This window comes from Cyclobacterium roseum (assembly GCF_010119225.1).
GTDB lineage: Bacteria > Bacteroidota > Bacteroidia > Cytophagales > Cyclobacteriaceae > Cyclobacterium > Cyclobacterium roseum.
Genome location: NZ_WNKF01000017.1, coordinates 96,017 through 109,389 on the forward strand (window position 1 = coordinate 96,017; position 13,373 = coordinate 109,389).

General features: G+C 43.8%; 13 protein-coding genes. 6 read left to right on the top strand and 7 right to left on the bottom strand.

Translation table 11 applies throughout. The features are described from left to right. Positions 1–198: 198 nt before the first annotated feature. The 4 genes from GJQ68_RS19140 to GJQ68_RS19155 all read left to right on the top strand — a co-directional run bounded on the left by GJQ68_RS19140 (position 199) and on the right by GJQ68_RS19155 (position 6,699). Positions 199–3,267, top strand: a complete 3,069-nt coding sequence (locus tag GJQ68_RS19140; RefSeq protein ID WP_162418881.1) for a SusC/RagA family TonB-linked outer membrane protein — start codon at positions 199–201, stop codon at positions 3,265–3,267. A 12-nt stretch (positions 3,268–3,279) separates the two neighbouring features. Further along, positions 3,280–4,662: a RagB/SusD family nutrient uptake outer membrane protein gene (locus GJQ68_RS19145; protein ID WP_162418882.1), complete on the top strand. Its 1,383-nt coding sequence runs from the start codon at positions 3,280–3,282 to the stop codon at positions 4,660–4,662. Positions 4,663–4,852: 190 nt separating this feature from the next. Further along, complete coding sequence (gcvT, locus tag GJQ68_RS19150) at positions 4,853–5,947, top strand: glycine cleavage system aminomethyltransferase GcvT (protein ID WP_162418883.1); 1,095 nt, start codon at positions 4,853–4,855, stop codon at positions 5,945–5,947. Next, positions 5,944–6,699, top strand: coding sequence for a 2-phosphosulfolactate phosphatase (locus tag GJQ68_RS19155; protein WP_162418884.1), 756 nt, complete (start codon positions 5,944–5,946; stop codon positions 6,697–6,699). Before gcvT ends, GJQ68_RS19155 begins: the two co-directional genes overlap by 4 nt. Before the next feature lie 10 nt (positions 6,700–6,709). Here GJQ68_RS19155 and GJQ68_RS19160 read toward each other — a convergent pair whose 3' ends face one another. The 7 genes from GJQ68_RS19160 to hisH all read right to left on the bottom strand — a co-directional run bounded on the left by GJQ68_RS19160 (position 6,710) and on the right by hisH (position 11,200). Beyond that, the gene (locus GJQ68_RS19160; RefSeq protein ID WP_162418885.1) at positions 6,710–7,219 is read right to left on the bottom strand and encodes a fasciclin domain-containing protein; all 510 of its coding nucleotides are present in this window, start codon (positions 7,217–7,219) and stop codon (positions 6,710–6,712) included. Between the two features lie 216 nt (positions 7,220–7,435). Then, on the bottom strand, positions 7,436–7,972 hold the full coding sequence (locus tag GJQ68_RS19165; RefSeq protein WP_162418886.1) for an SRPBCC family protein: 537 nt from the start codon (positions 7,970–7,972) through the stop codon (positions 7,436–7,438). Positions 7,973–8,058: 86 nt separating this feature from the next. Continuing rightward, on the bottom strand, positions 8,059–8,469 hold the full coding sequence (locus GJQ68_RS19170; protein WP_162418887.1) for a gamma-glutamylcyclotransferase family protein: 411 nt from the start codon (positions 8,467–8,469) through the stop codon (positions 8,059–8,061). Positions 8,470–8,474: 5 nt separating this feature from the next. Beyond that, positions 8,475–9,080 carry a bifunctional phosphoribosyl-AMP cyclohydrolase/phosphoribosyl-ATP diphosphatase HisIE gene (gene hisIE / locus GJQ68_RS19175; RefSeq protein WP_162418888.1) on the bottom strand — a complete coding sequence of 202 codons (606 nt, stop codon included), beginning with the start codon at positions 9,078–9,080 and terminating at the stop codon, positions 8,475–8,477. 56 nt (positions 9,081–9,136) lie between these two features. Next, positions 9,137–9,892: an imidazole glycerol phosphate synthase subunit HisF gene (gene hisF, locus GJQ68_RS19180; protein ID WP_162418889.1), complete on the bottom strand. Its 756-nt coding sequence runs from the start codon at positions 9,890–9,892 to the stop codon at positions 9,137–9,139. A 1-nt stretch (position 9,893) separates the two neighbouring features. Continuing rightward, positions 9,894–10,616, bottom strand: coding sequence for a 1-(5-phosphoribosyl)-5-[(5-phosphoribosylamino)methylideneamino]imidazole-4-carboxamide isomerase (gene hisA / locus GJQ68_RS19185; protein ID WP_162418890.1), 723 nt, complete (start codon positions 10,614–10,616; stop codon positions 9,894–9,896). Then, positions 10,616–11,200 (bottom strand): imidazole glycerol phosphate synthase subunit HisH, encoded by a 585-nt coding sequence (hisH, locus tag GJQ68_RS19190; protein WP_162418891.1) that lies wholly within the window; start codon positions 11,198–11,200, stop codon positions 10,616–10,618. Before hisH ends, hisA begins: the two co-directional genes overlap by 1 nt. Before the next feature lie 222 nt (positions 11,201–11,422). Here hisH and GJQ68_RS19195 point away from each other — a divergent pair, with 222 nt between their 5' ends. Both GJQ68_RS19195 and GJQ68_RS19200 read left to right on the top strand, forming a co-directional pair. Beyond that, positions 11,423–11,998 carry a hypothetical protein gene (locus GJQ68_RS19195; RefSeq protein ID WP_162418892.1) on the top strand — a complete coding sequence of 192 codons (576 nt, stop codon included), beginning with the start codon at positions 11,423–11,425 and terminating at the stop codon, positions 11,996–11,998. A 91-nt stretch (positions 11,999–12,089) separates the two neighbouring features. Continuing rightward, positions 12,090–13,031 carry a 3-keto-disaccharide hydrolase gene (locus tag GJQ68_RS19200; protein WP_162418893.1) on the top strand — a complete coding sequence of 314 codons (942 nt, stop codon included), beginning with the start codon at positions 12,090–12,092 and terminating at the stop codon, positions 13,029–13,031. The last annotated feature ends 342 nt before the right edge of the window (positions 13,032–13,373 follow it).

The following is a 13,373-nucleotide window of genomic DNA, read 5'->3' on the forward strand; positions in this document are numbered from 1 at the left end:
AAATAGATTATTTTTTTGTAAAAAAGTAAGCAAATAACACCTGGTTTATTTATTTGACAATTTTAATTTAACTTTGTACATTAATCACATGCCAATTTACTGTTTGGCAATTAATTACAACAGCTAATTATTCTGTGTTTGTGAGCAGTTCACCCAAACTGGCCTAAAAGTGTTAAAAAAACCTAATCTATTAATAGTATGAAAAAAAGTGTACTCTTTTTGGTGACACTCTTATTGGCTTTGCCAATGGCAGGGTGGTCCCAAAATAAAACCATTTCGGGAACGGTTATTTCTGGTGAGGATAACATGACCTTACCAGGGGTAAATGTCCGCGTTCAGGGAACAAACCGGGGAACAGTAACTGACATAGACGGAAGTTATTCCATCAATGTCGCCAATGAAGAAATCCTGGTATTCTCCTACATTGGCTTTTTAAACCAGGAAGTGTCGGTAGGAAACCAAAGCACGATAGACATCACCCTGTTACCGGATGCCAAAACGCTGGGAGAAGTAGTGGTCGTCGGCTATGGAAGCGTTACCCGCGGAGATTTGACGGGCAACGTCGCCTCTTTAAAAGGCTCGGAGATTGCGAATGTTCCGGTACCTACCTTTCAGGAAGCCCTCCAGGGAAGAATGTCCGGAGTATTTGTGGAATCCTCTAGTGGCAAGGTAGGCGAAGGAGTTAAAATCAGAGTGCGAGGTACCACGTCCATTTCTGGCGGAAATGAACCGCTTTACGTCATTGATGGGATTCCGGTCACCTCCGCTGGAACGATCGGAAAAAGCAATCCAATGGCGGACATTAATTTCAACGACATCGAATCCTTTGAAGTGTTAAAAGATGCCTCTGCCGCAGCGATCTATGGAGCCAGGGCTTCCAATGGAGTGGTGTTGATAACCACAAAAAGTGGTACCGCCGGTAAGACCAAATTTAACGTGGGGATTCAACGGGGAGTAAGTAGCCCCACCCGGAAAAATGAATTTCTAAATGCGTCTCAATACGTGGAACTGATGCGGGAATCCGGATACAACAACGATCTTGCAAATGGATTGGACCCCATTAACAATCCGGACGATTACGAGGATTCGGATCTTGAATTTGTGGAAAATCGCCTGGATCGCTATGCGGGACATACCGATTGGCGGGATGGGACGGTGAATACAAATTGGCAGGAACAGGCTTTCAACCCGGATGCCGGGACTACTAACGTGAACTTTTCCGCAAATGGCGGCAACGAGTCTACTCGGTTTTACTTTTCCACCGCCTATGACAAGCAAGATGGCATCATGATCCGGAATAAATTTGAGCGGATCTCCGGCAGGCTAAACCTGGATCATAAAGTATCGGATCGTTTTACCATAGGAGCGAATTTCAGTTTGACCAGGACCGAAACTACCCGATTACCGGAGGATAACCAGTTCAATAATCCCATTCAATTGGTAGCACTTGCGCCCATTACCCCGATACGGGATGAAAACGGAGTCCTCTACGACCGTCCCACCACCACCTATTACAATAGCTTGATCGACTCTGAGAATGCTAACTGGCTATCTACGAGTTATCGGAATATTAATAACATATTCGGAGAATACTCTTTTAATGAAAACTTGAGGTTTCGGTCTGATTTTGCGGTGGACATCATCAATCAAAATGACGATCGTTTTTTCGGGGCTCGAACGATCACCGGCCAGGGTACAAATGGTTTTGGAACTTCCCGATGGGCGAGAATTGTCAATTACAACACCAATAACTACTTCACTTATTCCAACACGTTTGACGAAAGGCATCAGTTAGAGGTCGTAGGTGGAATGTCTTTTCAAAAAACAGAAGACAACTACACCCGGGTGGACGGACAGGAATTTCCTTTGGATGCATTGAAAACACTCGAATCGGCTGCAGAAATTGTGGAAGGCACCTCTACCTTCACCAACTTTACTTTCTTGTCCTATTTTTCAAGGATCAATTACAAGTTGGACAATCGCTACCTGATGACGCTCAGTGCCCGTTACGATGCCTCATCCCGATTTGGAGAGAACAATAGATACGGATTTTTTCCTGCCGGATCCCTCGGCTGGATCCTAACAGAGGAGGCGTTTTTGAAAGGAAAGGAAGGGCTTAGTCTCCTAAAGTTAAGAACTTCATATGGAATAACAGGAAATGCGGAGATTGGAAACTTTGATCATTTGGGCTTATATGGTCCTGCATCCTATGGTTTACGACCTGGGCTTCAACCCACCCAAATCAAAAACCCTGACCTTACCTGGGAAACCACTGCGCAATTTAATGTTGGAATTGAATTTGGTTTATTCGACGATAGAATAACAGGGGAACTGGATTATTACGACAAACGAACCAGTGATTTGCTGTTATTACTCCCTCTTCCGGGCACTTCCGGGTTTGCAAGCTTTAGACAAAACACGGGAAAAATGCAGAACTACGGGTTTGAAGTAGTGTTGAATTCTGCAAACTATGCCGACCAAAACTTTAGCTGGAATACCTCCCTTAATTTTGCCCGAAATATCAATCGGGTGCGGGAACTTTCTGAGGGACAGAATTCCATTCCTCCCTCCTCATCCCGGTTCTTAAATGGGATATTCATTGGGGAGCCAATTGGCGTATTTTACGGACCCAGATACGCTGGCGTAGACCCAACTAATGGAGATGCCCTATATTACAGCAATGAAGCTCTTACGGAAACCACTAATGATTTCAATGAAGCAACCAGAATGGTGGTAGGAGACCCCAACCCTGATTTTATTGCAGGCATCACCAATGATATTACGTATAAAAATATACAACTTTCATTTCTCTTCCAGGGAGTATTCGGAAACGATATCTACGAAGGGGGCGGTGGGTTTTATGCCGCCAATGGCGATTGGTTTGACAATAGCACCGCTATCCAATTTAACCGATGGCAGAATCCGGGTGACGTCACTAATATACCACAAGCCCGACTTGGTGAATGCAATGGCTGTAATGCTTCCAGTCGCTATGTTTCAGACGGAAGTTATGTTCGTCTAAAAACCCTTTCACTTGGATACAACCTGCCTTCCAGCTTAATAGAGAAAATGAAGATTAATAGCGCCCGAGTCTATTTTATGGCACAGAACCTATTGACCTTTACCAATTATATGGGATGGGATCCGGAAGTAAACGCGGATTATTTGGGAAGTACTACTTCGGACTCGAATGTTTTCCAGGGTGTCGATTTCTATTCTGCACCGCAAGCCAAAACTTTTTCTTTAGGCCTTAATGTTGGATTTTAAAAACGAAGAACAATGAAATTTAACTATATAACACAGCTTTCGCTTATATTGAGCGCAATCACTTTGCTCAGTTCGTGTGTAGATCAGTTAGATCTGAAACCCGCTCAAAATGTGGAACCGGAAATAGCCTTGGGTAGCAGTACCGCAATCAGCCGAGTTCTGGTAGGAGCCTATGCAGACCTGAGAAATGAGGATCTATGGGGAGGACGGACCATCCTTTATGCAGAAATGCTTGGTGCTAACAATGAAATTCGTTGGGAAGGCACCTTTAATCAACCCAGGGAAATTTATAATAAGAGTATAATTACGAATAATACATTTATAACCGATACCTGGCTGAGAGCGTATAGTGCTATCAATTCGATCAACAACATACTAGACGCAATCAACTTGGTGGATGAAGCGGACCGGAACAGGATACGAGGGGAAGCCTTATTTATCAGAGGGGCCATCTATTTTGAGTTAGTTAAACTATACGGACTACCTTATTCTGCAGGCAATACGGACACCAATTTGGCTGTCCCCATCATGTTGACACCAACCACAGAAGTAGAGGAAGTGACCTTCGATCCCAGAAACACGGTAGAAGATGTCTACCAACAAGTACTGGCTGATCTGGAAACTGCTGAGGGTTTACTCCCAGAGAGCAATGAATTTTTTGCCAGAAACTATGTAGCTTCCGCGCTGCTCTCAAGAGTCTACTTACAGATGGAACGCTTTGACGATGCCAGGGATGCAGCCGATAGGGCAATTACCAATGCAACGGCAAATGGAAAAAGTTTGGTGAATAACTACATGGAAGCATTCAATAATGAAGCAGATACACAGGAAGATTTATTTGCCATTCAGGTAAATGCTCAGGATCCGGAAAATAACATGCACCTGTTTTATTCCACACCGGATTTTGGAGGAAGGGGTGGCGATGTCACTATTTTGGATGCACATGTCAGCCAATACGAAGCTGGAGATGAAAGGCTGGAACAGTTTGTAGTCAGAGCCGGTGAAAGACGTACCGATAAATGGAGGGACCAATTCCGCAACGTAAAAGTAATCCGCCTGGCCGAAATGTACCTCACCAGAGCAGAAGCCAATTTCCGCGAAGGGACCGCTATTGGGGCCACGCCGCTGGAGGACATCAACCGGATTCGAACCCGGGTGAGTTTATCGGCCAAATCCAGTCTGAGCCTGGAAGAAATCCTGCTGGAGCGAAAACTGGAACTGGCTCATGAAGGACACTTTATCCATGATATAAAAAGGACCAGAGGGGAAATCCAGGACAATAATACCAATTCGTTGCAGTACAGTTACGATGACCCCAGAATGGTGCTCCCAGTTCCTCAAAGGGAAATGGATGCCAATCCTGAATTGGTTCAAAACCCAGGTTATGGAGGATAAGTCTCTGCAAAAGACAAATTAGGATACGGGTTCATGCCCACCGGCGGTAACCTGAGGATAATTCGTTCCGGGGTATTTTCAAAATCAAACCAGTAAAGGCCACTCTCCTAGGGAAGTGGTCTTTTTTTGTATCCTGTTTCTGAAAAACTCCGGACTTTGCTTACCTTTAGGCTTTCCAAATCGCCAACTAATGTCCGAATTGATAAAAAAGATTACGTTACATGATATCCATGAATCATTGGGTGCGAAAATGATTCCTTTCGCCGGATTTTACATGCCGGTAAGGTACCATTCTGATATTGCCGAACACCTGGCGGTAAGAGAAAATGTCGGCGTATTTGATGTTTCGCATATGGGTGAATTTTTCATTAAGGGACCGAATGCACTGGACTTGATCCAGAAAGTTACCTCTAACGATGCTTCCAAACTTTCCATCGGGCAGGCACAATATTCCTGCCTTCCCAACGAAACCGGAGGAATAGTGGATGACCTGTTGGTTTATAAACTGGATGAAACCAGCTACATGCTGGTCGTCAATGCTTCCAACATCAGTAAAGATTGGGATTGGATCCAAAAACACAATACCATGGGAGCCATCATGGAAGATGGCTCGGATGACTATTCCCTATTTGCGGTGCAAGGTCCTAAAGCTACGGAGGCCCTGCAGCCGCTCACATCCATTCCTCTTGCCGACTTGCCGTTTTATCATTTCCAAACCGCTCAATTTGCGGGATCTGAAGAGGTAATCCTATCTGCTACCGGTTATACCGGGGCAGGAGGCTTTGAATTATATGTAAAAAACAAGGATGCCCATAAAGTCTGGCAAGCGATTTTTGAAACCGGAAAGCACCTGGGAATCCAACCCATCGGCCTTGGAGCGAGGGATACCCTACGCCTGGAGATGGGTTACTGCCTTTATGGAAATGACATTACGGAGGAGACCTCGCCCATAGAAGCCGGGTTGGGGTGGATTACCAAATTCACCAAAGATTTTATTAACCACGAGGCACTTAAGAAGCAAAAACTGGAGGGAGTCAAAAGAAAGCTGGTCGGGTTCATCCTTTCGGAAAAGGGTATCCCCCGGTCTGGATATTCGATTTTAAATTCAGATGCTGATCCGGTAGGAGTGGTAACATCCGGAAGTCTTTCTCCTAGTATGGGCACGGGTATAGGAATGGGGTATATAGACATGGCCTATTCCAAACCGGGAACACCGGTTGAAATTGAAGTTCGTAAAAAACGAATTAAAGCCACCGTTAAAAAATTCCCGTTACTTACAAAATGAAGAAAATAGAAACCTGCATCAGTCCTGACCTGATACACCTTCATGATTTAAAGGGAAAAACAGTGGTGGTGGTAGACATTTTCAGGGCAAGCTCTACCATGGTCACTGCCCTTTCAAATGGAATTCAGTGTATTAAACCCCTGAAAGAGCTGGAGGAATGCCGAAACTACAAAGACCAGAACTGGCTAATTGCCGGAGAAAGAGATGGCAAACAAGCAGATGGATTTGATTTGGGAAACAGCCCACTGTCTTTCCTCGATAATGCCTTCGCCGGAAAAAAACTAGCCATGACCACTACCAACGGTACGAGGGCCATTTCTCTGGCTGAGAATGACTGCAATGAAATTCTTATTGGTGCTTTCCTGAACCTGCAAGCTACGGTAGATTATTTAAAAAGTACCACCAATGACGTTTTGGTCCTCTGCGCAGGTTGGAAAGGCAGATTCAACCTTGAAGACTCCCTTTTTGCAGGGGCTCTTTCGCTGGAATTGGGCTGGAAGCACGATTGCGATGCCACCCTGGCCATGGAAGCACTTTTTCAAAAAGCGAAGCAGGATCTGACCGGTTTTTTACAAAAAGCATCCCATACCAAACGGCTGCAAAATCACCAATTAGAAAAAGACATTGATTTTTGCCTGAATTTGAATACTTATCATTCCGTAATCTACCTGGATAAGGGTTACCTGAAAGTGAAAACTGGCAGAAACAATAAAAAAAGGCTGTCCCATCAAAGGAACAGCCTCAATTTATAAGATTCTAAATTTACATTTCCGGAAGAATAACCGTATCAATTACGTGAACCATTCCATTGGTTGCTTCAATATCCGCCGCAGTGACGGTTGCATCATTGATCATGGCTTTTCCATCCGCCAACATTACTTTAACTTTTTGACCCTGGACCGTTTCTACTTCCATTCCATTTTTCAAATCCGAAGACTTGATAGAACCTGGAACAACGTGATAGGTAAGGATTTTTACCAGCTGATCTTTGTTTTCAGGCTTCAACAAGCTTTCCAATGTACCCTCAGGCAAATTAGCGAACGCTTCGTCAGTAGGTGCGAAAACGGTAAAAGGGCCATCGCCTTTCAGCACGTCTACCAGACCTCCGGCTTTAACAGCAGCCACCAGGGTGGACAGGAAATCCGTTCCGGCTGCTAAGTCCACAATATCCTTATCAGCGGATGCCGGGATTGGATCCTTTTTATCATCGTTAGCAAATGAACTGACCACAATTAAAGTGGCCATTAGGAAAGTACTCATTAATTTTTTCATGGTGTGTTGATTTAGTAGTTTATGGTAGAGAAACCTACACCAAACCAAATTGTTTCAACTGATTTAAGGAAAAAATGAAATAAAAAATTTGATAAACACAATATAGAAGTTGGTACACCACCTACCAACATACAATCCAAAAAACCAAACTTTTTAAACAAAAAATAAATTTAGGATTAAAAAATATAACAGAAATAAGTTGTTTAAGGATTGAGCTTACTCCAAAATGGCTTTTAGCCGGTCGAGACCCTCTGAAAAATCGTTTCCGATCAATCCCTCCATATCCATTACCAGCAACATGCTATTCATGGGATAAGCCATGTAACCTTCAAATCCCCAAATTACTTTAGTCTGATTTGCGTCAACTGACTCCAATTGAAAATAAGCTTTATCTGATGCCTCAAAAGGTTCTTTAAAACGCAGGGCATATTCTATCCTGCGCCCCTCATCCATATCAACGATTTCTTGTTCTCCCACTCCTACATCTGGATTTTCGCTTTCCCATGCAGCTACAAAGCCGACCTGCCCGTCCGTTCCGGAAAAGGTTTTCTTCATTTCCGGGTCCATTTGAGACCAGGAGGAAAAATTATCCTGGTGTTTCAGAAACTTAACGTAGTCATAGACTTCCTGCCGGGGCTTATCAATGAGCACCTCTCGCTCCACAGAATACTCCTTCGGAACAATCAAGGCCAATACCAATGGAATGGCGATCAATGCCAGCAGAACGATTAGAATAATCTTAACTATTTTCATTGAGCCCGAATTTTTCAATTAAAATACGCTGCAAACAACTGAAAGTCAATAAAATAATGAGATTTCTACCATCCTTTTCAAAAAAATCACGATTTTTTGAAGTGTAAATAATCTCCACCCTCAACAGGAATGAAATGATTCGTATATCCGCTATGCACATAAACCCAGGCCATCCGTTTCGAACCGTCCTCCAGCTGAATTTTTACTTGCTTCCTTTCAAAAGTAACGCCCGTTTCCAGAAGCTCTCCTACTCCTTCGTATTCATCCATTAGTTGAAGCACCTTGTTTGGCTTTTGTAGCTCATAAACATCACCATGAACCAGGCAGTCTTTGTCGTTGGATACTACCGCTGCCGGGTAAGGACCTCTGTCAAATAGCATTCCTTGAAAGGTTCCTTTTCCCAAGTACTTGGCTGAATCAGCCAGAATTTTAGACATGGGATGGTCAAATCCCTTTCTAAGTGTGCCATATACAAACAAGGTTGCGGGAGCAGCCATGCTAGTTATTTTTGGTGCCTGCTGATCAGTACTTCCATTACTTCGTCCAGTTCATAACCCTTCGCTTCCAGCAATACCAGGTAATGAAACAATAGGTCGGCAGCTTCTCCTATAAACAGCTCTTTGTTATCATCTTTGGCTTCAATAACAATCTCTACTGCTTCTTCACCCACTTTTTGTGCTACTTTATTGATCCCAGATGCAAATAAGGAAGCCGTGTAGGATTTGTTGGACGGATTGTTTTTCCGGTCCTTTATTACTTTCCGCAACTCGTCGATAAAAAAGGATTTGCTTTGGTTTTGATGGGCAAAACAGGTATCCTCCCCCTTGTGGCATACCGGACCCTGAGGATTTGCCTGTATCAAAAGGGTGTCCTTATCACAGTCGAGTTCAATTTTACGAATCAATAAAAAGTTTCCGGAGGTTTCTCCTTTGGTCCAAAGCCTTTGTTTGGTCCGGCTGAAGAAAGTCACCTTTCCGCTTTCCAGGGAATGGGCCAGCGCCTCTTGATTCATGTATCCCAGCATGAGCACCTCTTTCGAGTTTTCATCCTGCACGATGGCAGGTACCAACCCATTCACTTTATCAAAATCTATTGCTAACGTATCCATTGGCTTATTTTTTATCCCAACTCCCTTTTAATTAGATTATTCTGAATATACATAGACTACTTTCTTATACTCAGCCCCTCGATTTCCAGGTACTTCTTTAATTCAGGAATGGGGATTTCCTTAAAATGAAAAATACTGGCCGCCAGAGCTGCATCTGCTTTTCCTGCCGTAAATACTTCTTTAAAATGTTCCATTTTTCCCGCTCCTCCGGAAGCAATGATGGGAATCGCAAGTAAGGAAGATAAGTCGGCTGTAATCTCATTGGCAAAACCATTTTTGACGCCATCATGATCCATAGAAGTCAGTAAAATTTCCCCCGCACCCCTGTCGGTAACTTCTTTGGCCCATTCCCGGGTCTGCAAAACGGTGGGCTTTCTTCCGCCATGCGTATGCACAAAATCAATTCCGTCAATATTTTTCGTATCTATTGCTACTACGATACACTGACTGCCAAATTCTCTGGCCATCTCGTCCACCGCTTTGGGGTTTTTCACGGCAGCAGAGTTGATACTGATCTTATCGGCTCCAGCGTTAAGTAGGGCTTTGACGTCGTCCACGTTGGAAATTCCTCCCCCCACGGTAAACGGTATATTGACTGTTTTCGCCACCCTGGTCACAAGGTCCACCAGGGTTTTTCTCTTCTCTACGGTGGCCGTAATATCCAGATATACCAACTCATCGGCTCCTTCTTGTGCATAGATGCTGCCCAGCTCCACAGGATCTCCCGCGTCCCTGAGTTGAACGAAATTGACCCCTTTAACGGTTCGGCCATTCATAACATCCAGGCAGGGTATGATTCTTTTGGTCAACATATTAATTTCTTATAAATGTCCTGAGTTCGGATAAACTAATTTTACCTTCGTAAAAAGCCTTACCCACAATGACACCGTAGACTCCGGCCGCCTCTAAACCCTCTAAGTCCTTTACCGAGGCCACTCCCCCACTGGCAATAAGTTCTATTTCCGGAATTTCCGCCATGATTTCCTGGTATAATTCAAGAGAAGGTCCCTGTAGCAGGCCATCTTTCGCCACATCGGTACAAATGACGTATTTTACACCTTTTTTGGCGTATTCCCGGATGAAGCTAATTAAATCCATGGCGGTAGTCTCCTGCCATCCGGAAATGGCAATTTTTCTATTTTTGGCATCTGCTCCCAAAATCAACCGCTCGCCTCCATGGATGTGTAACCAATTCGTAAATAACGTTGGGTCTTTCACTGCAATGCTTCCTCCCGTCACCTGTTTGGCTCCCAAGCGAAAGGCCATTTCCAAATCTTCATCAGACTGAATGCCGCCACCGAAATCCACCTGCAATGAAGTGGCTTTACAGATGCCCTCCAAGACCTCCTTATTGACTATTTTTTTTTGCTTTGCGCCGTCCAGATCCACCAGGTGCAACCGGCGAATTCCTGCGTCCTCAAATGTTTTCGCCACTTCAACCGGATCGGAGGCATATTCTTTTTTGCGGGAATAATCCCCCTGAGTGAGGCGAACACACTTCCCGTCTATGATATCAATTGCTGGAATAATTTCCATTATAAATTCAGAAAATTGGTTAGAATAGTTTCCCCCACCTCGCTACTTTTCTCAGGATGTGCCTGCATGGCATAATAATTATCCTTATGAAGTAAGGCGGAGAAATCATGCATGTAATGAGAGGTGGCAATGGTATACCTGGGATCTACTTCTGCATAGTAACTATGTACATAATACACATAGGACGAATCCGTTAACCCCTCCAACAGGGGAGACTTTAGCTGCTGAAGGTTATTCCATCCAATGTGCGGGACTTTTTCATTGGGTGGAAATTTTTTGACGCGGATCGGAAACACCCCCAGACAGGTGGTATCGTATTCCTCCGAATGTTCGCACAGTAACTGCAACCCCAGACAAATCCCAAAAAAAGGTTGATCCAGGCTGCTGATAAGCTGATCCAACTTTCTTTCTTTTAGGTATTTCATGGCCGTGCTTGCCTCCCCCTGTCCGGGAAAAATAACTTTATCTGATTTCTTAATCGTTTCCCAATCATCCGTGAGCATTGCATTGGCTCCCAGCCGCTCCATGGCATACAATACCGACTGCACATTACCTGCATTGTATTTGATCACTGCTACATCCATTTCTATCGTTCCTTTACGGATTACCTGGTGTTTTTTTTAGAATCCGCTAAATTAACCCTTTTACCCGTAGAGGGAAAGCTTATCGGGAAATTTTGACTGGCATCGGTGAAAGGATGATATCGCTTTTATTTGGACCGCTTGGGTTCAAAAGGAAATAATCCGAAATATGATATTAATAGTGAAAATAATACCGGAAATTTACGCCACTGACTACCCCATCCATTGAGATACCGTCTGGCACTGTATATTTCCCGAATTGCCCATCCCATCAGCCTGCTGGTGGCCTTTTTAGGGTATACTCTTTTCTCCATACTCGAACCTGTAAAGGCGACCTGGACCCTGACAGGAATCCTCTTTCTAGGGATTTTCCCTTTAATTATCTGGAACGCATACCATACCCGAAAAGGACACTACAGCAATTTTGATGTTTCTATCCGACGGCAACGGTATTCCCTTTACCGCTGGATGCTGTTTTTAGCTACGGTCATTACCCTATTTTTATGGGCCAGCAAGCTACCCGAAGAGGTCCTCACCGGCGGTATGATCCTACTGCAGCTGATATTCCTTGGTTTTTTGCTCAATTTCCGTATTAAGGTATCACTGCACCTGGCCATCGCTGCCTATATTTCAGTCGCCATTTCTCCCCTTAATTTAGTGTTGGCCATTTTCCTTTTTTCCATACTCCCACTTATTGCCTGGTCCCGTTGGCAACTGGGCAGACATCGATCTGGAGAATTAATTTGGGGAGCATTTCTGGGATTGATATGTGGATTTCAGTTTCTTTTCCTTACTCCCTGAACAGGAATCAGGGCATTATTTTTACATGCTCTTTAATAGCAAGTAAAAAACCAGTAATTTTATAAAATTATTAACCATCAAATATTAATATATGAAAAAATTTCAAATCCAATTAGGAGTGCTTTTTATTTTTTGCTCCCTGCTAGCAAGCCCTAATTTAGAAGCTCAGGAGCAGAAAGACCTACTCGGACGCTGGGACATCACCGTTACGATGGATGGAAAGGAAGTGCCTTCCTGGCTGGAGGTCAAACTTTCAGGTCTCCGTACACTCGTAGGCTATTTTGTGGCCCACAATGGAAGTGCAAGGCCCATTTCTCAGGTTCATTTCGATCAGGGAAAAGTAAATTTCACCATTCCGCCCCAGTGGGATGACTCTGACCGTGATATGGTATTTGAAGGAAACCTGGAAGGGGAACGCCTTTCCGGAAGCATCGTCAGCAGCATGGGAAAAACCCATTCCTTTACAGCTGTAAAAGCACCATTACTACTGAAAGATGCCACACCAAAGTGGGGAAAAACCATTGAATTATTTAATGGGACAAATCTGGATGGATGGCATGCCGATAATGCACCAAACCAATGGCAGGTCATTAATGGAATACTGACCAGCAAAGAAGCCGGAGCGAATCTCATTTCAGATCAGAAATTTGAAGACTTCAAACTCCATGTTGAGTTTCGCTATCCTGAAGGCAGTAACAGCGGCGTTTACCTGAGAGGTCGTTACGAAGTACAAATTGAGGATAACAAAGGCACCCCTCCTTCTTCCATTTATTTTGGAGGCGTATATGGGTTTTTAACTCCCAACGAAATGGCGGTTAAATCCCCGGGGGTTTGGCAGACGTTTGACATTACACTGATAGGCCGACGAGTAACCATCATTGCAAACGGCAAGGAAATCATTTGTGATCAGATTATTCCGGGGATTACCGGAGGAGCGCTGGACAGTAACGAAGGCCAGCCGGGACCACTAATGCTTCAGGGAGATCATGGAGCGATTGAATTTCGAAAAATAGAAGTTACACCTGCAAGATAAGTTGCAATTACTTCGTCATCATAAAGCCCCTCGGTAAACGCCCTGGGGCTTTTTTTTTACCACGCGAGGGCATGTAGATTTCTACTTATAAGCCGATATCCCCTTAAATGGTAAAAGAAGAGAACCATATAAGTTATATAAGAACATATAAGTTTTACTGATCCTCGAACTATCTGTGCGAATCTGTGTAATCTGTGGTGAACACTTTTTTCAGCAATAAATAAGGAACCATATAAGGCATTTAAGAACATATAAGTTTTTTTTGATCCTCAAAATATCTGTGCGAATCGGTGTAATCTGTGGTGAACACTTTTTTCAGCAATAAATAAGGAACCATATAAG